This window comes from Streptomyces sp. NPDC059454 (assembly GCF_042749965.1).
In the GTDB taxonomy this organism is placed as follows: Bacteria; Actinomycetota; Actinomycetes; order Streptomycetales; family Streptomycetaceae; genus Streptomyces.
The window spans coordinates 62,993-82,986 of the sequence record NZ_JBHYVC010000001.1; the positions used below are offsets into that span (position 1 = coordinate 62,993).

17 protein-coding genes are annotated in these 19,994 nt (G+C 71.5%); 2 read left to right on the plus strand and 15 right to left on the minus strand.

What is annotated here, in order from left to right; all coding sequences use genetic code 11:
* Positions 1-126: 126 nt before the first annotated feature.
* The 7 genes from topA to bldG form a co-directional block, all read right to left on the minus strand.
* Positions 127-2,988: a type I DNA topoisomerase gene (topA, locus tag ACFXAE_RS00310; RefSeq protein ID WP_384706063.1), complete on the minus strand. Its 2,862-nt coding sequence runs from the start codon at positions 2,986-2,988 to the stop codon at positions 127-129.
* Between the two features lie 246 nt (positions 2,989-3,234).
* Positions 3,235-3,432, minus strand: a complete 198-nt coding sequence (locus tag ACFXAE_RS00315; protein WP_384706065.1) for a hypothetical protein — start codon at positions 3,430-3,432, stop codon at positions 3,235-3,237.
* Positions 3,433-3,744: 312 nt separating this feature from the next.
* A complete protein-coding gene (locus tag ACFXAE_RS00320) occupies positions 3,745-5,274 on the minus strand; it encodes a methyltransferase (RefSeq protein ID WP_384706067.1) in 1,530 nt (509 codons plus the stop codon).
* A gap of 49 nt (positions 5,275-5,323) precedes the next feature.
* On the minus strand, positions 5,324-5,914 hold the full coding sequence (locus tag ACFXAE_RS00325; protein ID WP_384706069.1) for a small secreted protein: 591 nt from the start codon (positions 5,912-5,914) through the stop codon (positions 5,324-5,326).
* 192 nt (positions 5,915-6,106) lie between these two features.
* Positions 6,107-8,524, minus strand: coding sequence for a sodium-translocating pyrophosphatase (locus ACFXAE_RS00330; RefSeq protein WP_384706071.1), 2,418 nt, complete (start codon positions 8,522-8,524; stop codon positions 6,107-6,109).
* 319 nt (positions 8,525-8,843) lie between these two features.
* Positions 8,844-9,281: an ATP-binding protein gene (locus ACFXAE_RS00335; RefSeq protein ID WP_384706073.1), complete on the minus strand. Its 438-nt coding sequence runs from the start codon at positions 9,279-9,281 to the stop codon at positions 8,844-8,846.
* A 109-nt stretch (positions 9,282-9,390) separates the two neighbouring features.
* Complete coding sequence (gene bldG, locus ACFXAE_RS00340; protein WP_006132569.1) at positions 9,391-9,732, minus strand: anti-sigma factor antagonist BldG; 342 nt, start codon at positions 9,730-9,732, stop codon at positions 9,391-9,393.
* A gap of 79 nt (positions 9,733-9,811) precedes the next feature.
* On the opposite strand from bldG, the gene ACFXAE_RS00345 reads away from it, so the two are divergent.
* Complete coding sequence (locus ACFXAE_RS00345) at positions 9,812-12,313, plus strand: DEAD/DEAH box helicase (RefSeq protein WP_384706075.1); 2,502 nt, start codon at positions 9,812-9,814, stop codon at positions 12,311-12,313.
* Here ACFXAE_RS00345 and ACFXAE_RS00350 read toward each other — a convergent pair.
* From ACFXAE_RS00350 to ssd, 7 genes are all read right to left on the minus strand, one after another.
* Positions 12,231-12,725, minus strand: coding sequence for an Rv3654c family TadE-like protein (locus tag ACFXAE_RS00350; protein ID WP_384706077.1), 495 nt, complete (start codon positions 12,723-12,725; stop codon positions 12,231-12,233). The two genes, ACFXAE_RS00345 and ACFXAE_RS00350, sit on opposite strands and share 83 nt — an antisense overlap.
* The gene (locus ACFXAE_RS00355) at positions 12,722-13,087 is read right to left on the minus strand and encodes a TadE family type IV pilus minor pilin (protein WP_384706079.1); all 366 of its coding nucleotides are present in this window, start codon (positions 13,085-13,087) and stop codon (positions 12,722-12,724) included. Before ACFXAE_RS00355 ends, ACFXAE_RS00350 begins: the two co-directional genes overlap by 4 nt.
* Positions 13,074-13,283 (minus strand): DUF4244 domain-containing protein, encoded by a 210-nt coding sequence (locus tag ACFXAE_RS00360; RefSeq protein ID WP_384706081.1) that lies wholly within the window; start codon positions 13,281-13,283, stop codon positions 13,074-13,076. Before ACFXAE_RS00360 ends, ACFXAE_RS00355 begins: the two co-directional genes overlap by 14 nt.
* A gap of 67 nt (positions 13,284-13,350) precedes the next feature.
* Positions 13,351-14,139, minus strand: coding sequence for a type II secretion system F family protein (locus ACFXAE_RS00365; protein WP_384706083.1), 789 nt, complete (start codon positions 14,137-14,139; stop codon positions 13,351-13,353).
* Entirely contained in the window at positions 14,136-15,011 is an 876-nt protein-coding gene (locus ACFXAE_RS00370) for a type II secretion system F family protein (RefSeq protein WP_384706085.1), read from the minus strand. Before ACFXAE_RS00370 ends, ACFXAE_RS00365 begins: the two co-directional genes overlap by 4 nt.
* Positions 15,008-16,198, minus strand: a complete 1,191-nt coding sequence (locus ACFXAE_RS00375) for a TadA family conjugal transfer-associated ATPase (RefSeq protein WP_384706087.1) — start codon at positions 16,196-16,198, stop codon at positions 15,008-15,010. The genes ACFXAE_RS00370 and ACFXAE_RS00375 overlap by 4 nt, the downstream gene beginning before the upstream one ends.
* A gap of 11 nt (positions 16,199-16,209) precedes the next feature.
* A complete protein-coding gene (gene ssd, locus ACFXAE_RS00380) occupies positions 16,210-17,316 on the minus strand; it encodes a septum site-determining protein Ssd (protein ID WP_384706089.1) in 1,107 nt (368 codons plus the stop codon).
* A 580-nt stretch (positions 17,317-17,896) separates the two neighbouring features.
* Between ssd and ACFXAE_RS00385 the strand changes: the two genes are divergently transcribed.
* A complete protein-coding gene (locus ACFXAE_RS00385) occupies positions 17,897-18,730 on the plus strand; it encodes an HAD family hydrolase (protein ID WP_384706091.1) in 834 nt (277 codons plus the stop codon).
* Between the two features lie 387 nt (positions 18,731-19,117).
* Here the strand turns inward: ACFXAE_RS00385 and ACFXAE_RS00390 are convergent, their stop codons facing one another.
* Positions 19,118-19,942, minus strand: a complete 825-nt coding sequence (locus ACFXAE_RS00390) for an oxidoreductase (RefSeq protein ID WP_384706093.1) — start codon at positions 19,940-19,942, stop codon at positions 19,118-19,120.
* Positions 19,943-19,994 lie beyond the last annotated feature (52 nt).

A 19,994-nucleotide genomic window follows, 5' to 3' on the forward strand; every position in this document is an offset into this window, starting at 1 on the left:
CCGGCGCGACGCGCCTGACATGCCCACGCCCCGACATCGAAGTGTTGTCGGGGCGTTCGCATTCCGAACCCTGGGCGAAGATCACACAGGAGATCGGCAGAAGAGCCCTGGCGTGATCCGGAGGGCTCAGTCCTCCGCCGCGTTCGAGGCGGTCGCCTTCTTGGCGGCGGTCTTCTTCGCCGTCGCCTTCTTCGCGGTCGTGGTCTTCTTCGCCGCGGTCTTCTTTGCGGCTGTCGCCTTCGCCGGTGCCTTCTTCGCCGGTGCCTTCTTGGTGGCCTTCTTCGCCGTCTTCTTGGCGGGACTCTTCGCCCGCTTCTCGGCGAGCAGCTCGAACCCGCGCTCCGGGGTGATCTCCTCGACACTGTCGCCGGAGCGCAGCGTCGCGTTGGTCTCCCCGTCGGTGACGTACGGCCCGAAGCGACCGTCCTTCACCACGACCGGCTTCTCGCTGACCGGGTCCGTGCCCAGCTCCTTCAGCGGCGGCTTGGCCGCCGCCCGACCACGCTGCTTGGGCTGGGCGTAGATCGCCAGCGCCTCCTCCAGCGTGATCGTGAAGAGCTGATCCTCGGACTGCAGCGACCGCGAGTCGGTGCCCTTCTTCAGATACGGCCCGTAGCGGCCGTTCTGCGCGGTGATCTCCTGACCCTCGGCGTCGGCGCCGACCACGCGCGGCAGCGACATCAGCTTCAGCGCGTCGTCGAGCGTCACCGTGTCCAGGGACATCGACTTGAAGAGGGAGGCGGTGCGCGGCTTGACCGCGTTCTTGCCGGTCTTCGGGGTGCCTTCGGGGAGGATCTCCGTGACGTAGGGGCCGTAGCGGCCGTCCTTGGCGACGATCGCGTGACCGGTCGCCGGGTCGGTGCCCAGCTCGAAGTCGCCGCTCGGCTTGGCGAGCAGTTCCTCGGCCAGCTCGACGGTCAGCTCGTCGGGCGCCAGGTCCGTGGCGACGTCGGCGCGCTGGTGCTGCTCGGTGTCCTTCTCGCCGCGCTCGATGTACGGGCCGTAGCGCCCGACCCGCAGCACGATGCCGTTGCCCACCGGGAACGACGACACCTCGCGCGCGTCGATCGCGCCCAGGTCGGTCACCAGCTCCTTGAGGCCGCCGAGGTGGTCCCCGTCGCCGTTGCCGGCGTCGGCCGCGTCACCGTTGCTCGCGCCCTCGCCGAAGTAGAACCGCTTCAGCCACGGCACCGCCCGCGCCTCGCCCCGCGCGATGCGGTCGAGGTCGTCCTCCATCCGGGCGGTGAAGTCGTAGTCGACGAGCCGGCCGAAGTGCTTCTCCAGCAGGTTGACCACGGCGAAGGAGAGGAAGGACGGCACCAGGGCCGTGCCCTTCTTGAACACGTAGCCGCGGTCGAGGATCGTGCCGATGATCGACGCGTACGTCGACGGACGGCCGATCTCCCGCTCCTCAAGCTCCTTGACCAGCGACGCCTCGGTGTAGCGGGCCGGGGGCTTGGTGGCGTGCCCGTCGACCGTGATCTCCTCGGCGGTGAGGGCGTCGCCCTCGGTGACCTGCGGCAGCCGGCGCTCGCGGTCGTCGAGCTCGGCGTTCGGGTCGTCGGCGCCTTCCACGTACGCCTTCAGGAAACCGTGGAAGGTGATCGTCTTGCCGGACGCGCTGAACTCGACGTCCCGGCCGTCGGCCGCCACGCCGCCGATCCTCACCGTGACGGAGTTTCCGGTGGCGTCCTTCATCTGCGAGGCGACGGTCCGCTTCCAGATCAGCTCGTAGAGCCTGAACTGGTCGCCGGTCAGCCCGGTCTCGGCGGGCGTACGGAAACGGTCGCCCGAGGGGCGGATCGCCTCGTGCGCCTCCTGCGCGTTCTTGACCTTGCCCGCGTAGGTGCGCGGCTGCGGGGGCAGGTAGTCGGCGCCGTACAGCTGTGTGACCTGGGCGCGGGCGGCGGCGACCGCCGTCTCGCTCAGGGTCGTCGAGTCCGTACGCATGTAAGTGATGTAGCCGTTCTCGTACAGCTTCTGCGCGACCTGCATCGTGGCCTTCGCGCCGAAGCCGAGCTTGCGGCTCGCCTCCTGCTGCAGCGTCGTCGTACGGAACGGGGCGTACGGCGAACGGCGGTACGGCTTGGACTCGACGGAACGCACGGCGAACCGCGTGTTCTCCAGGGCGGCGGCGAGCGCGCGGGCGTTCGCCTCGTCGAGGTGGAGGGTGTTCGCGCTCTTCAGTTGTCCCAGGGAGTCGAAGTCGCGGCCCTGCGCGACCCGCCGTCCGTCGACGGTCTGCAGGCGGGCGACCAGCGACAAGGGGTCCGGCCGGCCCCCCGCGCGGCCTGGTGGGGGTCCCCCCGCCGGAGCGAAGCCGGAGGCGGGGGAGAAGGTGCCCGTCAGGTCCCAGTACTCAGCAGAACGAAACGCCATGCGCTCGCGTTCCCGCTCCACCACGAGCCTCGTGGCGACGGACTGGACGCGGCCGGCGGACAGCCGGGGCATGACCTTCTTCCACAGGACCGGCGAGACCTCGTAGCCGTAGAGGCGGTCGAGGATGCGACGGGTCTCCTGGGCGTCGACCAGCTTCTGGTTGAGCTCGCGCGGGTTGGCCACGGCCGCGCGGATCGCGTCCTTGGTGATCTCGTGGAAGACCATCCGCTTGACGGGGATCTTCGGCTTGAGCACTTCCTGCAGGTGCCAGGCGATGGCCTCGCCCTCGCGGTCCTCATCGGTGGCGAGGAAGAGTTCGTCGGACTCCTTCAGCAGGTCCTTCAGCTTCTTGACCTGGGCCCGCTTGTCCGCGTTGACCACATAGATCGGCTGGAAGTCGTGGTCGACGTCCACACCGAGACGGCGGACCTCGCCGGTGTACTTCTCCGGCACCTCGGCGGCGCCGTTGGGAAGATCACGAATGTGCCCGACGCTCGCCTCGACGATGTAGCCAGGGCCGAGGTAGCCCTTGATCGTCTTCGCCTTGGCAGGCGACTCGACGATGACGAGTCGGCGGCCGCCCTTCGCGGTCTCGCTGGTCGGGGACAACTTCGCTCTTCTCTCCGGTCGACGCTTGGGGCTCCCCAGGCGGTCTCCCCCGGGGTCGGGTCATGGTGACGCTGCGGAGTGTGACGGTACATCCCGCCCCCGTGTCAAACGGGAAAAGCCCGCAACGGCCACTCGAACGGTAACCCGACTACCACCGTTCCTGCCGCCCGGAGTGTCCAGACTCGGCCCGCGCTTATGCGGAGCGCGATATACCGGTTACCGGGAGCTGCTAGGGTTGCGCGCTTCTCACAGGCGGGTCAGGCACCATGCGCCGAGGGCCAGGAAGATCATCGCGGCCAGTCCCGCGACGGTGACCGATGCGACGGGGCTCACACCCTGGGCGACGGGGCGGTGCTGTCGCGCGCGGGTCACGGTCCAGGCCAGCAATCCGCCTCCGAACAGGCAGAACACCATCCCCGCGAAGATCGCCGGTCCGCTCTCCATGGTCGCCCGATGCCCTCTTTCCCGTCCGCCGACAACGGCCCTGGGGTGACGCTGCCACGCCCGGACAGCGGGCAGGCGAATCGGAGGTGAACGCGAGGGCTACGGGCCGGAGCGAGTGTCCGGAACCGGTCCGGGGACCCTTTCCCGGAAATTCCGGATCGGTGGGAAAGGGCCGGGCCGGTGGCTGTGGTCGGCGTGAAAGATGCGGCACAAGACAGTGATGTGGCTCATGAGGTTCGGTCCGCCGAGGTGCCCGTGAGACCGCTGCCGCTCGTGTCGGCCGACGGGCTCCGGTCGGCCGACGGGCTCCGGTCAGCCGACGGGCTCCAGGAACCCCTGCTCCACGAGCAGCCGGATCTGGGCCGGCGTCCGGTCGCGCAGCAGCACGGGGTCCTCGCCGAGGAGTTGGGCGATGGCGTCCAGGATCCGGCCCGCGCCCATGGTGCCGTCGCACACGCCCGCGAAGCCCGCGCCGATCGTGTCCACCTTGGTGGCCCGGCGCATCCCGCGGTTCTGCCGCAGCACGACGTGCTCCGGGTCCTCGGCGCCGGGCAGCCCGACCTGCTCCTGCACCACCTCGGCGGCCAGCGCGAAGCGCGCTTCGAGGAGCGCCGCGTCGTCGTGCGTCCGCAGGTAGTCGAGCCGGGCGAAGTGCGCCCGGACCGTCTCGCCGAGCGGCTGCTCGACCGGGTGCGGCCATTCCTCCACCGTGACCGACTCCGCGGCGGAGCCCGACTTGCGCAGGGTGATCCAGCCGAAGCCGACCGCCTTCACCTTGCGCGCCTCGAATTCGTCCAGCCACGCGTCGTACCGTGCCCGGTACTCGGCCCGGTCACCGCGGTGGTCGCCCGCGTCCCGCAGCCACAGCTCGGCGTACTGGGTGATGTCCTGCACCTCGCGCTGCACGATCCAGGCATCGCACCCGCGGGGCACCCATGACCTGAGTCTGTCCTGCCAGTCCTCCCCCTCGACGTGCTGCCAGTTGGCGAGGAACTGCGCGAACCCGCCCTCGTTCAGCCGTTCCCCCGCCTCCTGAACGATCGTGCGGCACAGATCGTCCCCGCCCATTCCGCCGTCGCGGTAGGTGAGCCGGGCGCCCGGCGAGATCACGAACGGCGGGTTGGACACGATCAGGTCGTACGTCTCGTCGTCCCGGACCGGCGTGAACAGCGAGCCCTCGCGCAGGTCGGCGGCCGGGACCCCGGAGAGGGCCAGGGTGAGCGCGGTGATGTGCAGGGCGCGCGGGTTGACGTCGGTGGCCGTCACGCGCGTGGCGTGCCGGGCGGCGTGCAGTGCCTGGATGCCGGAGCCGGTGCCGAGATCGAGCGCACAGGCCACGGGCGTACGGACGGTGATGCCGGCCAGGGTCGTGGACGCCCCGCCGACACCGAGCACGACACCCTCGTCGCGGCTGCCGATGCCCCCGGCACCACCGACCGCGCATCCGAGGTCGGACACGATGAACCAGTCCTCGCCGCCCGGGCCGCCGTACGGCCGTACGTCCACGGTCGCGGCGAGTTCGTCCGCGCCGGCACGCGTCAGCCATCCGCTCTCCAGGCAGACGTCGACGGGCAGTACGTCGGCCACGTGCGCGTGCGGCACGGGCTGCTGCAGCAGGAACAGCCGTACGAGCGTCTCCAGCGGCGTGTCCCCGCGGGTGGCCCGGAGGGCGGGAACGGTCTCGCTGCGGGCCAGCGCCGCGTACGCGGGGGCGCCGAGCAGTTCGAGCAGTCCGTCGGCGGTGAAGGCGGCTCCGAGCAGCGCGTCCCGCAGCCGGGCGGCGGCGTCGGGGCGGTCGGACGAGGGCAGGGGCGGCAGGCTGGCGTCACTCACGCCCTCCATTGTGGCCGCCGCCCTCACCCGGCGCGTCCCCGCGGCTGCCGCCGCGGCGTCAGCTCTTGGTGGCCCCCGCCGTCGCGGTGGCCGTCCGGCAGCTGGACTGCCGGGACATCGCCTCGCCGACCTCGCCCTCCTCCAGCGTGCTGAGGGCGTCGCTGCCGCTCTTGCCCAGCTTGTCCAGCTCGGCGGCGATGTCCTTCAGACCGTCGGCGAACTCCGCCTGGTCGTCCGTGTCGAGGCCGTCGACCTGCTTCTGCAGCGAGGCGTACGACGCGGAGATGCCGTTGAGCTCCTTGACCGCGTCCGTCTGCTTCTTCTCCCCGTTCTCGACGTCCGGCGCCCCGGCCTTGCTCACGGCGGCGCCGATCGCCTTGTAGGCGTCGGACATGTCCTGGAAGGCCTTCGAGTCGGCCTTCTGGACCTCTTCCGGCGTGCTGTTGTCCGAGGTCTCCTTCTGGATCGCGGCGTTGGCCGATTTGATCTTCGCGGCCTGCGGCTGCACCGCGTCGCAGACCTGCTTCGCCCAGGCGTCCAGCTTCTCGTTGTTGTCGTCGCCGCCGCATCCCGTCAGCGCCAGTACCAGTACCGCACCGCCGGACAGTGCGGCCGCGAGCTTCTTGTTCACCGGATTGGTCCCTTCCATGGCCTTCGGCCCCGGAACATACACGCCAGATGGCCTACACCCACCCGTCGAACATCCGGTAAGGGACTTTTGAAGCCATTTGCACCACGCGAGATAAGGCTCACGGCATGGTCCGGCGGGTGGGGAGAGGGCGGGCGGCGCGTCAATACGCTCTGCCCGCCCGCACCTTGATCCGGTGTCCGCCGTCCGGCTCTAGGAAACCACCGCCGGATCGGCCGACTTGGGCTCCGGCTCGGAGTCGTCCTCGTCCTCGTCCTCGTCCTCCACCGCGATACCGCGCCGCTTGGACGCGTACACCGCGCCGACTATCACAAGAAGCGCCAGGACCGCGATGAGCACCCGCATCCCGACGCTCTTGTCCGCGCCGTAGGAGAACTTGATGACCGCGGGCGCGATGAGCAGCGCCACCAGGTTCATCACCTTCAGCAGGGGGTTGATCGCGGGTCCTGCGGTGTCCTTGAAGGGGTCGCCGACGGTGTCGCCGATGACGGTGGCCGCATGGGCCTCGCTGCCCTTGCCGCCGTGGTGCCCGTCCTCGACGAGTTTCTTCGCGTTGTCCCAGGCGCCACCGGAGTTGGCGAGGAACACCGCCATCAGGGTGCCCGCGCCGATCGCGCCCGCGAGGAAGGCGCCCAGGGCACCGACGCCGAGCGTGAACCCGATGAAGATGGGCGCCATCACGGCGAGCAGTCCGGGTGTGGCGAGCTCGCGCAGGGCGTCCTTGGTGCAGATGTCGACGACCTTGCCGTACTCCGGCTCCTCGCTGTAGTCCATGATCCCGGGCTTTTCGCGGAACTGCCGCCGCACCTCGTAGACCACCGAACCCGCCGACCGCGACACCGCGTTGATCGCCAGCCCCGAGAAGAGGAAGACGACCGCCGCGCCCGCGATCAGCCCGACGAGGTTGTTGGGCTGGGAGATGTCCATCATCAGACTCATCGGCGCGCCCTCACCACTGAGCTTCTCGCCCACGTCCCGCGCACCGGTGGTGATGGCGTCCCGGTACGAGCCGAACAGCGCCGCCGCCGCCAGTACGGCCGTGGCGATCGCGATGCCCTTGGTGATGGCCTTCGTGGTGTTGCCGACCGCGTCCAGGTCGGTGAGCACCTGGGCGCCCGCACCCTCGACGTCGCCGGACATCTCGGCGATGCCCTGCGCGTTGTCGGAGACCGGGCCGAAGGTGTCCATCGCGACGATCACACCGACCGTGGTGAGCAGTCCGGTGCCGGCCAGCGCCACCGCGAACAGCGCCAGCATGATCGACGTACCACCGAGCAGGAACGCCCCGTACACGCCGAGGCCGATCAACAGGGCGGTGTAGACGGCGGATTCGAGGCCGAGCGAGATACCGGAGAGGACGACGGTGGCCGGGCCGGTGAGCGAGGTCTTGCCGATGTCCCGCACGGGACGCCGGGTGGTCTCGGTGAAGTAGCCGGTGAGCTGCTGGATGAGGGCGGCGAGCACGATGCCGATGGCCACCGCGATGAGCGCGAGGATCCGCGGGTCGCCGTCCTTGCCCAGGATCGCCTCGTCGGTGACGCCGTCGAGGTCGGCGTACGACGACGGCAGATAGACGAACACGGCGATCGCGACCAGGACGAGCGAGATCAGCGCGGAGATGAAGAACCCCCGGTTGATCGCACTCATGCCACTGCGGTCGGCGCGCCTCGGGGCCACCGCGAAGATGCCGGCCATCGCGGTGAGGACACCGATGGCGGGCACCAGCAGCGGGAAGGCGAGCCCGGCGTCGCCGAACGCCGCCGAGCCCAGGATCAGCGCGGCCACCAGGGTCACGGCGTACGACTCGAACAGGTCGGCCGCCATGCCCGCGCAGTCGCCGACGTTGTCGCCCACGTTGTCAGCGATGGTCGCGGCATTGCGTGGATCGTCCTCCGGAATGCCCTGCTCGACCTTGCCGACCAGGTCGGCGCCGACGTCGGCGGCCTTGGTGAAGATGCCGCCGCCGACCCGCATGAACATCGCGATCAGCGCAGCCCCGAGACCGAACCCCTCGAGCACCTTCGGGGCGTCGGCCGCGTACACCAGCACCACGCAGGAGGCGCCCAGCAGGCCGAGGCCGACGGTGAACATGCCGACGACACCACCCGTACGAAAAGCGATCTTCATCGCTTTGTGCGAGACGGCGGTGAGATCCTTTTCCGGCTCGCCCTCCGCCGGAGTCGCTTCGCGCGCCGCTGCCGCGACCCGCACATTACTGCGCACGGCGAGCCACATACCGATATAACCGGTGGCCGCCGAGAACGCCGCTCCGATCAAGAAGAACACCGACCGTCCGGCACGCTGATTCCAGTCGTCCGCGGGCAGCAGCATGAGCAGGAAGAACACGACCACGGCGAATACGCCGAGGGTGCGCAGTTGGCGGGCCAGATAGGCGTTCGCACCCTCCTGGACCGCTGCCGCGATCTTCTTCATGCTGTCGGTGCCCTCGCCTGCCGCGAGAACCTGGCGCACCAGGACTCCCGCGACCACCAGCGCCGCCAGTGCGACGACGCCGATGACCACCACGAGCAGGCGGTTGTCGTCGGTCAGCACGGCGGCTGCGAGGGATGTGGACGGTCCCGACTCTTGTGTGATGGAAAGCCCCGCCATTCGTCCTCCTTGACGCTTGGGCTGAGCTCAAGATGTGGACGGGATTGTAGGTACCGGAAGCCGATCAAAACAGAGCGCGTGAAATGTAAATGTCTTGCACGCACTCTTCCATAATGATCGCCGGGTGCTCGGCGACCGGAAATCCGTAATGCCTTTGGGGCATTCGTGTGATCGCATTTTCCATGGCACGGCCGGTCGTGAACGAATTCACGCGATCAACCGCACGAGACCACTGTAAGCGCGAGCACTGACACCCGCACATGACGAAGGGCCCCACGAGGGGGCCCTTCGGAAAACAGTCGCCGTCCGGGTGAAGCGGTCAGGCGAGGAGGGCGGCCGGCGGCACGGTGGGCCACCTCATGCGGATCGATCCGCCGTGCTCCCCCGCGCTGACCTCGACGTCGTCGACGAGTCCGCTGATGACCGCGAGGCCCATCTCGTCCTCCTCGGTCTCCGTGTCGGCGTCGCCCGGCACTTCACCGGGCGCCCGCTCGCCGGGGACCGCGTGGGGCGCCTCGTCGCCGACCTCGATGGAGAACTGCTTCTCCTCCTCGATCAGCAGCACCTTCACGGGTGCCGAGATACCGCCGATCCGGTGCAGTCCCACGGCCCGGCTGCACGCCTCACCGACGGCGAGCCTGACCTCGTCGAGGACGGCCTCGTCCACTCCGGCCCTGCGCGCCACCGCCGCCGCCACGAGCCGGGCGGTCCTGACGTGCTCGGGCAGCGCGCTGAAGCGGAGTTCGACGGTGGCCATGCATCCCCCTCGCGACTACGGGCGTGCTGTAGAGAGGCCGGGCCGCCGAAAACCCGGCCCTCCTCTTGGTTCTCTTCCGCCGCCCGGGCACGCGGCCCGGGCGGGGTGGTCAGTCGGTGGCCGCCACCGCTTCCTCGACCGAGGTGTGGATCGGGAACACCTTGGTGAGGCCGGTAATGCGGAAGATCTTGAGAATACGCTCCTGGTTGCAGACCAGGCGCAGTGAGCCCTCATGGGCACGGACGCGCTTCAGGCCGCCGACCAGCACGCCGAGTCCGGTGGAGTCGAGGAAGTCCACACCTTCCATGTCGACGACAAGGTGGAAACTGCCGTCGTTCACCAGCTCGACCAACTGCTCGCGCAGCTTGGGCGCGGTATATACGTCGATTTCGCCACCGACCCTGACGATCGTTCGATCGCCCACGGTTTCGGTCGACAGGGACAGGTCCACGGATCCTCCAGCACCTAGCTATCGAGCGGTCGCCCTTGGGGCATCTCGGCTCAGCCCCCGGGACGGTTCGCCAGCCGCGATGGCATTCAATCACTTACCGGCAGGCGTGCACGACGCCTTGGCCCCATTGTCCGTCACGCCAGTGACACACTCGGTGCCGATGGCCAAGAATCACCGATCCGATCGACCCCCGACGGACCTCCCGTCCGGGCCCGCCCCGGGCGCGGTCCTGGACCGGCTCGCGTCCGGACCGAACCGGGCTTCGCGCATCACTCATACGGAGCACTTGCCCCCGCGCGAGGGTCGCCATGCCGTCTGGCCGGACCGGATCCGCCCGGAGGTCCTCGCCGCCGTGCGGGCCGCGGGTATCGAACACCCCTGGGCCCACCAGGCACGTGCCGCCGAGCACGCCCTGGACGGCGAGTCCGTCGTGGTCGCCACCGGCACCGCGTCCGGCAAGTCCCTGGCCTACCTCATGCCCGTCCTGTCCACGCTCCTGGACGGCGCCGAGGCCCCGAACGGCCGCGGCGCGACCGCCCTGTACCTCGCGCCCACGAAGGCCCTCGCGGCGGACCAGTGCCGGTCCGTGAAGGAACTTTCACAACCACTGGGCCATTCGGTGCGCGCGGCCGTCCATGACGGCGACACTCCGTTCGAGGAACGCGAGTGGATCCGCCAGTACGCCAACTACGTGCTGACCAACCCGGACATGCTGCACCGGGGCATCCTGCCGTCCCACCCCCGCTGGTCCTCCTTCCTCAAGTCGCTGAAGTACGTCGTCATCGACGAGTGCCACACCTACCGGGGCGTCTTCGGCTCACACGTCGCCCAGGTGCTGCGCCGCCTGCGCCGCCTGTGCGCCCGCTACGGCGCCTCGCCCGTCTTCCTGCTGGCCTCGGCGACCGCCGCCGAGCCCGCGGTCGCCGCCCGCCGCCTCACCGGCCTGCCGGTCGTGGAAGTGGCCGACGACGCCTCACCGCGCGGTGAACTGGTGTTCGCCCTCTGGGAGCCGCCGCTGACCGAGCTGCACGGCGAGAAGGGCGCACCGGTCCGCCGTACGGCCACCGCCGAGACCGCCGACCTGCTGACCGACCTCATCGTGCAGAACATCCGCTCGGTCGCCTTCGTACGCTCCCGGCGCGGCGCCGAGCTGATCTCCGTGATCGCCCAGGAACGCCTCGCCGAGGTCGACCGCTCGCTGTCCCGGCGGGTGGCGGCGTACCGGGGCGGCTACCTCCCCGAGGAGCGCCGCGCCCTGGAACGCGCCCTGCACTCCGGCGAACTGCTCGGCCTCGCCGCGACGAACGCCCTCGAACTCGGCGTGGACATCTCGGGTCTGGACGCCGTGGTGATCGCCGGCTATCCGGGCACCCGTGCCTCTCTGTGGCAGCAGGCCGGACGCGCGGGACGGTCCGGGCAGGGCGCCCTCGCCGTCCTGGTCGCCCGCGACGACCCCCTGGACACCTTCCTCGTCCACCACCCCGAGGCCCTCTTCGACCGGCCCGTGGAGTCCACTGTCCTCGACCCCGACAACCCCTACGTGCTCGCCCCGCACCTGTGCGCGGCGGCCGAGGAACTGCCGTTGACCGAGGAGGACCTGGACCTGTTCGGCCCGGCCACCGGGGATCTGCTCCCGCAGCTGGAGGCCGCGAAACTGTTGCGCCGGCGGACCAGGGCCTGGCACTGGACCCGCCGCGAGCGGGCCGCCGACCTGACCGACATCCGGGGGCAGGGCGGCCGGCCGGTCCAGGTCGTCGAGGCCGGTACGGGCAGGCTGCTCGGCACGGTCGACGCGGGCGCGGCACACACGAGCGTCCACGAGGGCGCGGTCCACCTGCACCAGGGCCTGACGTATCTCGTCCGCTCGCTCGACCTGGAGGACTCCGTCGCCCTGGTCGAGCGGGCGACCCCGACGTACACGACGGTGGCCCGGGACACCACGTCGATCTCCGTGCTGGAGACGGACACCGAGATCCCGTGGGGCGACGGCCGCCTGTGCTACGGCTCCGTCGAGGTCACCAACCAAGTGGTCTCCTTCCTGCGCCGGCGGGTCATCACCGGCGAAGTGCTGGGCGAGACGAAGCTCGACCTCCCTCCTCGTACGCTGCGCACCCGCGCGGTGTGGTGGACGGTCACCGAGGACCAGTTGGACCGGGCCCGGATCAACCCGGAGGTCCTCGGCGGTGCGCTGCACGCCGCCGAGCACGCTTCGATCGGCATGCTGCCGCTCTTCGCTACCTGTGACCGCTGGGACATCGGCGGTGTCTCGATCCCGCTGCACCCCGACACACTGCTGCCCACGGTCTTCGTCTACGACGGCCACCCGGGCGGGGCGGGCTTCGCGGAGCGTGCCTTCCGCACCGCCCGTGCCTGGCTCACCGCCACCCGCCAGGCCATCGCCTCCTGCGAGTGCGACGCCGGCTGCCCCTCCTGCATCCAGTCCCCCAAGTGCGGCAACGGCAACGATCCGCTGCACAAGCGAGGCGCGGTACGACTCCTCACGGTGCTGCTGGAGGGCGCACCGGCGGAGGCGAAGGGGGAGGAGGGAGAGGCCGGGGCGTCCGGAGCTGCTGGGACGTAACCGGGGCCGGCACCCGGGGCAGTGGTTCCGCCGGGCCGGCAGGGCCCGCCCGGGCCCTGATCTCCACCGCGAACGGCCGCCGGCCCGACGCCACCGACACGTCCGACACCTCACCGGTGATCACGCACCGTACGAGCCGCGTGCCCTGCGCCCGGGCCACCCGGTCCGCCCGGGCGCAGGCCGCCGCAGCGCCCTCCGTCCAGTGGTCCGCCGCCGCGAGCGCCGCCAGGTCCGCGCCGCCGGCCGCCCGGTGCCGGACCACGACGGCGTGTCCCAGGGCGAGGACGACGCCGAACACCGCACACAGCACGGCGATCGCACCGACGCTCCAGACGGTCGCCGAGCCCCGGTCGGAACACCGCGCGCGCCGTCGGCCGTCTGTCGGCCACCGTTTCGGGAACCGGGCCCTCACGCTGCCGCCCCCACCGTCTCCTCCACCGCGGCGACGGCCTCCTCCCGTAGGTCGAAGGGCAGTCCGTGCAGGACCGGGGGTCTGGCCTCGACGACCACCCGGACCTGCTCGGCCTCCCTGCTCACCGTGACTCTCGCGCCGGGCGGTGCCGCCGCGCGGGTCACCTCGACGACGGCGTCAGGGGGATCCTGCCGGGCCGCCGCGCGGGCGCCGGCACGCGCCGCGTCCACGCACTGGATCTGCGCCGCCACCACCATCAGGCCCCAGACCAGCGCCGTCGCGAACATCACCAGCACGGGCAGCACCATGGCCGACTCCGCCGTCACGAACCCGCGGTCCGCACGCCGCTCACATCCGGCCATCGAGTGCCTGCTGCACGATGTTCCGCAGCGCCGTGCTGACCGGTCCGCTGGTGACCACCTTGTAGAGCACGACGGAGAACGCCACCGCCGCCACGATGCCCATCGCGTACTCCGAAGTCACCATTCCGGCGTCCCTCCGTGCCGTACGCACCTTGCACACCAGGGCACTCAGTCGTGCCCACACCGCCTGATACATCTCAACCCCCGTAAGGAGAAGTCGCATTGATCTTGTGGTTCTTGTTGCTTCCGCCGGTCCTCTCCCCTCAGGCGCCACCTCCTCCCAGCACCCCGCCCGCGAGCCCGATCACCACGGGCAGCACACCGACCGCGATGAACGCGGGCAGGAAGCACAGCCCCACCGGCGCGCTGACCATGACGGCCGCCCGCCGGGCCCGGGCCGTCGCCGCGCGGGTCCACTCCGCGCGGGCCTCGGCAGCGAGCCGGGCCACGGGAGCGGCCAGGGGGAGTCCGGACACATCTGCCCGTTCCAGCAGCCGGGCCAGGGGCCGGGCGCCCGGTACCGACGCCAGCCGGCACCATGCCGCGGCCGGTTCACCGCCGAGCCGTACCTCCGCCGCACCCCGCGCCAGCGCCTCCCCGACCGGCCCGCCCAAGGTCTCTCCGACGGCCTGCGCGGCGAGTACCGGGCCGGCACCCGCCGTGATGCAGGCGGACAGCAGGTCTGCGGCGAGCGGCAGCTGATGTTCCGCCCCGGCGGTGTCGGGCTCCCGCGTGTGCGGAGCGGCCGCCGTCTGCCGAAGGCGCCACCACCACAGTCCGGCCGCGACGGCCGGTCCCACCACCGCTCCGGCGGGACCGCCCACCAGCGCCCATCCGGCACCCGCCACGCCCGCGTACGGCAGCCGGCGCCGCGCGGCGTGCAGCAGCGCGAGGTGCGAGGCAGTCGCCGTCCGCTCCAGGGAGAGCACCCCGGCCAGTCGCCGCCGTGCTCTCCGCTCGCGCCGCGTGCGGCTCCACCACCCCGCCAGCCAGGCGAGCACGAGCACCGCTCCCGCCACTGCCCCCAGCCTGTGGACAAGGTCCCCGTTCATGCCGCTCCCTCCTCGGCGCCCCGCATGATCCGCAGTGCCCACCACAGCCCCAGGCCCTCCAGCACCCCGCCGGCCGCCAGACAGACCAGACCCGACGGTGTGTGCAGCAGGATGTGCAGCGGGTCGGCGCCGAGCGCCGCACCGAGCGCCAGGCCCACGACCGGGAGCCCGGCGAGCAGCACCGCCGTCGCGCGGGCGCCGGCCAACTGGGCGCGCAGGTCGGCCCGCTGGTCCCGTTCGGCACGCAGCGCCGCTTCCAGCCGGTCGAGCCCGGCCGCGAGCCCGGCTCCCTGGTCCACCGCCACCCGCCAGCACGCGGCGAGCCCTCGCAGCCCCTCGGCGCCCGGCTGCCGTGCCGCCTCCGCGAGCGCCTTTGGAACGTCCCCGCCGAAGCGCGCCGCCGCCAGCACCGTCGCCTGCACGTCACCGAGCCCGCCGGAGTCACGCGCGGCCGGCAGCAGCGCCTCACCCGGCTGCCGCCCTGCGCGCACCTCCCCGGCGAGCGCCCCGCACAACGCGATCACCGCGTCGCCGCGGCTCTCCCGCGCCCGGCGTTCCCCGGCGGCCCGCCGCACCCGCCTCAGCAGAAGCACCCCGGCCGCCCCCGCGACGACCGGCAGCAGCGACGCACCCAGCACCGCCGGCACCAGGCCGGCGGCCAACGACCACCACTCGGCCCGCAGCCGCCCGCGCATCCGTCCCCACGCGCGGATCATCCGGGGCCACCCCGGCGGTCCGCCGCCCACCGCGCCTTCGCCGGCCAGCAGCAGTCGCGCCCGCCCGGCCCCGGCGTGCCCGCCGCCCAGCAGCCAGGCCGCGGTCGCCAGGCACGCCACGGCCGCACCCGTCGACACCTCGGTCGCCCCGTTCATCCCCCGATCCCCTCGCCCGGCCCGCCGGCTTCCGCGTTCCGGAGCAGCTCCCGCAGGCGTTGCCATCCCCGCTCCCGGGTGAAGGCCTGCGGGCCCCACCGCAGCGCCGGCACCGTCCGCACCAGCCCCGACGGGTCCCGTTCCAGCACATGCACCTCCGCGATCCGCCGCCGCCCGCTCCGGTCACGTACGAGGTGGAGCACCACCGAGAGGGCGGCCGCCACCTGGCTGTGCAGGGCGAACCGGTCGAGTCCGGCGGCCGTACCGAGCGCCTCCAGCCGGGCCGGTACGTCGGTGGCGGCGTTGGCATGGACCGTTCCCGAGCCGTCGTGGCCCGTGTTGAGGGCGGCCAGCAGATGGACCACCTCCGGGCCGCGCACCTCTCCGACGACCAGCCGGTCCGGCCGCATCCGCAGCGCCTGCCGCACCAGGTCCTCGAGGGTGACGAGGCCCGCGCCCTCCTGGTTGGCGGGTCTGGTCTCCAGGCGTACGACGTGCGGATGATCGGGCCGCAGTTCCGTCGAGTCCTCGGCCAGGACGATGCGCTCGTCCGGCCCGGCCAGCCCCAGCAACGCGCTCAGCAAGGTCGTCTTGCCGCTGCCGGTCCCCCCGCTGACGAGGAACGACAACCGCGCGTCCAGCAGTGCCCGCAGTACGCGGTCCCCGCCCGGCGGAACCGTCCCGGCCACCACGAGCTCGTCGAGGGTGAAGGCGCGCGGTCGTACGACCCGTAGCGACAGGCAGGTGCAGCCGACGGCCACCGGGGGCAGCACCGCGTGCAGCCTGGTCCCGTCGGGCAGCCGTGCGTCGACCCAGGGCCGGGCGTCGTCCAGGCGCCGGCCGGTCACGGCGGCGAGCCGCTGGGCGAGACGCCGGACGGCCGTCTCGTCGGGGAAGGCCACCTCGGTCAGTTCCAGCCCTCCGCCCCGGTCCACCCAGACCCGGTCCGGCGCCGACACCAGCACGTCGGTCACCGAGGGCTCGGCCAGGAGCCGTTCCAGCGGCCCGCTGCCGACCAGCTCGGACCGCAGCTGCTCGGCCGCTCCGAGCACTTCGGCGTCACCGAGCACCCGTCCTTGGTCCCGCAGCGCCTGCGCCACCCGCGCGGGCGTCGGCTCGGCCCCGTTGTCGGCCAGCCATCGCCGCACCCCGTCGAGCAGACCGGGAGGGATGACCGCCGCGCTCATCGCCGACCTCCTCATGCCGCCCTCGCCTCCACCAGCGCCCGCTCCCAGAACTCCTTGCAGAAACGGGCCAGTGGGCCCCGGCCCGAGGCCCCGGGCGGACGGCCCGCCTCGTACGGGCGTTGCAGGGCGGGCTCGACGGGCACGTCTCCGGCGAGAGGCAGCCCGAGCAGCCGGGCCACCTCACGGTCGTCCAGTCCCGGCGCGTACGGCCCGCGTACCGCCACCCGCAGATCACGCAGGACCATGCCCACGGCGGAGGCGACGCGGCCCGCCGCCGCGACGGCGCGCAGTTCCGCGGGGACCACGAGGAGCCCGAGGTCGAGCTGGGCGAGAACCTCGGCGACCCCGTCATCGACGCGGCGCGGCAGGTCGACCACGACGGTGCCGCCCCCGCGCCTCGCCGCGGCGAGCACCGCGCGTACGGCCCTGGGCGGTACGGCGAGACAGTCGCCGCGGTCCCAGCTGAGCACCCGCAGCGAGTGCAGTTCCGGCAGTGACTCCTCCAGGGCACCGCCGCCGACCCGGCCGTGTGACGCGGCGAACGCCGGCCAGCGCAGCCCTTTGGCCGTCTCGCCCCCGAGGGCCACGTCGAGTCCGCCGCCCAGCGGATCGGCGTCCACCAGGAGGGTGCGCAGTCCTTCACGCGCGGAGGTGACGGCGAGCGCGCACGCGAGCGTGGACGCTCCGGCGCCGCCCCGGCCGCCGATGACGCCGACGGTCAGTGCGGGCCGTCCGACGCCTTCGGCCACGTCGGCGATGCGGTCGACCAGCCACTGCTCGCCGTCGGGCAGCATCAGGACGTGGTCGGCGCCGATCTCGACGGCCCGCCGCCAGACCCCGGAATCGTCCTGGTCGCGGCCGACCAGCACCACTCCCGGCCGGCGTGACGCCCCGCGCACCCGTCGCGCGGCGTCGTCCCCGACCAGGACGAGCGGTGCGGCCTCCCAGCTGCCCCTTGGCTCCGGCACCGTGTGGTGGACCTCCGGCGTGGCGCCGGCCGCCGCGCACAGGCGCAGCAGGTCGTCGAGGAGCCCGGCGTCCTCGGTGACGATCAGCGGTGCCCCCGGCCGGCCTCCTCCGGTGGACGGCGGTGGATCATGGGTGATGGTTCCGGACATGTTCGTCCTCCTTTGCTGCATCTCTCGCGCAGCCCTGCGGCCCCGCGATTCCCAGATGTGCGAAGAGCCGGCAAGCGGTTCTCCTTTGAACGGCCGGCGGAAACCGGCCGTACGCGACCCGACAAACGGAACCGGGCGTGAACTCGCGGCGAGCGGGCGCGTCGGAATCACGGTGCAGCGATCCGGAAAAACATGTGGATCTTGGTCGATAACTGTGGACGAGTCGACGCCTGTGAATATCGCGGTCACTCATACCGGTGAGTCCCGCACACCTCCTGTGCGACTTCCGCAGAGCAGTCCGACAACTACCGCGGGTAACCATTCATGCACATGACAAAAGAGGATGCGTCCGACACCGGCAAGGTGCACCAACCACGAGGAGAATGGAGAAAACCCACCCGGACATGCGACGACCCCCGCCGGGGGGGAGAGCGGGGGTCGTCCCCACGGCCGACTCGGGGGGGGGAGGAGTCGGACCGGGTTAGACACGGTCGCGAACGATCCGTGACTTCCATGGTGTACCCGAGAGCCCTCTCAGGCAAACCCACACGCCCCACCTTACGCCGAATGGGCTGCGCCTATGCTCAAGGACGTGGAAAACCACTCGATGCCCCGCACAGCCGCCTTCTTTGACCTGGACAAGACGGTCATTGCGAAGTCGAGCACGCTCACGTTCAGCAAGTCGTTCTATCAAGGCGGCCTGATCAACCGCAGGGCTGTCCTGCGCACCGCGTACTCCCAGTTCGTGTTCCTGGCCGGCGGCGCCGACCACGACCAGATGGAGCGGATGCGCAAGTACCTGTCCGCACTGTGCCGCGGCTGGAACGTCCAGCAGGTCAAGGAGATCGTCGCCGAGACGCTGCACGACCTGATCGACCCGATCATCTACGACGAGGCCGCCACCCTCATCGAGCAGCACCACACCGCGGGACGCGACGTCGTGATCGTGTCCACGTCGGGCGCCGAGGTGGTCGAGCCGATCGGCGAACTGCTCGGCGCGGACCGAGTGGTGGCCACCCGTATGGTCGTCGGCGACGACGGGTGCTTCACCGGCGAGGTGGAGTACTACGCGTACGGCCCGACCAAGGCCGAGGCGGTGAGGGAACTGGCCGAGTCGGAGGGCTACGACCTGACCCGTTGCTACGCCTACAGCGACTCGGTGACCGATGTGCCGATGCTGGAGTCCGTGGGCCACCCGCACGCCGTGAACCCGGACCGCGCACTGCGCCGGGAGGCCCTCGCGCGGGAGTGGCCGATCCTCGACTTCCACCGGCCGGTACGGCTCAAGCAGCGCTTGCCCGCGTTCTCCGTACCGCCTCGCCCCGCCCTGGTCGCAGCGGCCGCCATAGGCGCCGCGGCGGCCACCGCGGGCCTCGTCTGGTACGCGAGCCGGCGCCGCACGACGGTGGCCTGACCGTCTTCCGCGCAAGCCGCTCCGCCGGCCGGCGAACGCTCCGCCGGCACCCGTTCGGGACGGCTTTGCGCCCAAGAGCAAAGAAGCAAGGTGAGGACTTCCGCTTGCTTCGAAACCGGAGTACAAAGGACTTAACGGCCCGCGAGACCAAGGACATCCGCGAGGATCACCTTCACCAACGCATTTGTGGCCCCACGGACCGAGCATGAACACCGGGAACCCACGCGACGTCGACCCGTCGATTACGGGCCAGCCGCACCAGGTGACGGGCGAAGTTCCCGACCTGATGGGCACATATCGAGGACGCTTGGTAACGCGGTGGACATGCCAGCGGCGGTACGAGTATTCGTACCGCCGCATTTCTGCCCGATTTTCGCCCGGTCTCCTTTACGCAGCCCCGCGCTGGAGCGCCTCGCACACGGCCGTCGATTCGCGCGCCCCCAGCTCGATCGCCCGCCCGCAATGGGCGATCCAGGCCGCCACGCCCTCGGAGGTACCGGAGACGTACCCCTCCAGCGCCCTGGTGTAGGCCTCCTGGCCCAGCTCGGCGTGTCCGACCTCGGCCGGGCAGACCGACTTGGGGTCGAGACCGCTGCCGACCAGGACGATGCGTTCGGCCGTACGCGCGACCAGGCCGTTGTGGGAGGTGAAGGGGCGCAGCGCGAGAAGTTCGCCGTGCACGACGGCCGCCGTCACCAGCGCCGGGGCGGAACCGCCCACGATGATCAGCTCGGACAGCCCGTCCAGCCGGCCGTGCGCCTCCGCCGCGCTCGGCAGATCGAGCCCGATCAAGGGCTCGTCGACCGGCTCGCCCTCCTGGCGGGGCCGCCCGACCCGCTCGGCCTTGTCGGCCGCCGCGACCAGGTGCAGCCGGGCCAGGACCCGCAGAGGCGACTGCCGCCAGATGGACAGCAACTGCCCCGCCTCGGCGGCCAGCCGCAGTGCCGCGCCCATCGTGCGGGCGTCGCCGTCGCCGCTGAAGTCACTGCGCCGGCGCACCTCCTCCAGAGCCCAGTCCGCGCCCGACAGCGCCGCCGAGCCACGGGCGCCGCGCAGCGCCGCCTCGGAGGTGATCTCATTGCTGCGCCGCCGCATGACCCGGTGCCCGTAGACCCGGTCCACGGCCTTGCGCACGGACTCCACGGAGTCGGCCACTCCAGGCAGGGAGCCCAGGGCGGCGAGCGGGTCGGCGGTCGCACCTGTCGTACTCATGAGTACGACACTACGCACCCCCGGCGCCCGCCCCACGAAGGAGTGGTCTTCT

Excerpts from the sequence above, each read along its gene's own strand:
- ACFXAE_RS00315 (WP_384706065.1), bottom strand. The coding sequence starts at position 3,432 with ATGGAGAGCGGACCGGCGATCTTCGCGGGGATGGTGTTCTGCCTGTTC.
- ACFXAE_RS00320 (WP_384706067.1), bottom strand. The coding sequence starts at position 5,274 with ATGGAGGGCGTGAGTGACGCCAGCCTGCCGCCCCTGCCCTCGTCCGAC.
- ACFXAE_RS00325 (WP_384706069.1), bottom strand. The coding sequence starts at position 5,914 with ATGGAAGGGACCAATCCGGTGAACAAGAAGCTCGCGGCCGCACTGTCC.
- ACFXAE_RS00330 (WP_384706071.1), bottom strand. The coding sequence starts at position 8,524 with ATGGCGGGGCTTTCCATCACACAAGAGTCGGGACCGTCCACATCCCTC.
- ACFXAE_RS00335 (WP_384706073.1), bottom strand. The coding sequence starts at position 9,281 with ATGGCCACCGTCGAACTCCGCTTCAGCGCGCTGCCCGAGCACGTCAGG.
- ACFXAE_RS00345 (WP_384706075.1), top strand. The coding sequence starts at position 9,812 with ATGGCATTCAATCACTTACCGGCAGGCGTGCACGACGCCTTGGCCCCA.
- ACFXAE_RS00355 (WP_384706079.1), bottom strand. The coding sequence starts at position 13,087 with ATGGCCGGATGTGAGCGGCGTGCGGACCGCGGGTTCGTGACGGCGGAG.
- ACFXAE_RS00360 (WP_384706081.1), bottom strand. The coding sequence starts at position 13,283 with ATGTATCAGGCGGTGTGGGCACGACTGAGTGCCCTGGTGTGCAAGGTG.
- ACFXAE_RS00365 (WP_384706083.1), bottom strand. The coding sequence starts at position 14,139 with ATGAACGGGGACCTTGTCCACAGGCTGGGGGCAGTGGCGGGAGCGGTG.
- ACFXAE_RS00370 (WP_384706085.1), bottom strand. The coding sequence starts at position 15,011 with ATGAACGGGGCGACCGAGGTGTCGACGGGTGCGGCCGTGGCGTGCCTG.
- ACFXAE_RS00375 (WP_384706087.1), bottom strand. The coding sequence starts at position 16,198 with ATGAGCGCGGCGGTCATCCCTCCCGGTCTGCTCGACGGGGTGCGGCGA.
- ssd (WP_384706089.1), bottom strand. The coding sequence starts at position 17,316 with ATGTCCGGAACCATCACCCATGATCCACCGCCGTCCACCGGAGGAGGC.
- ACFXAE_RS00385 (WP_384706091.1), top strand. The coding sequence starts at position 17,897 with ATGCTCAAGGACGTGGAAAACCACTCGATGCCCCGCACAGCCGCCTTC.
- ACFXAE_RS00390 (WP_384706093.1), bottom strand. The coding sequence starts at position 19,942 with ATGAGTACGACAGGTGCGACCGCCGACCCGCTCGCCGCCCTGGGCTCC.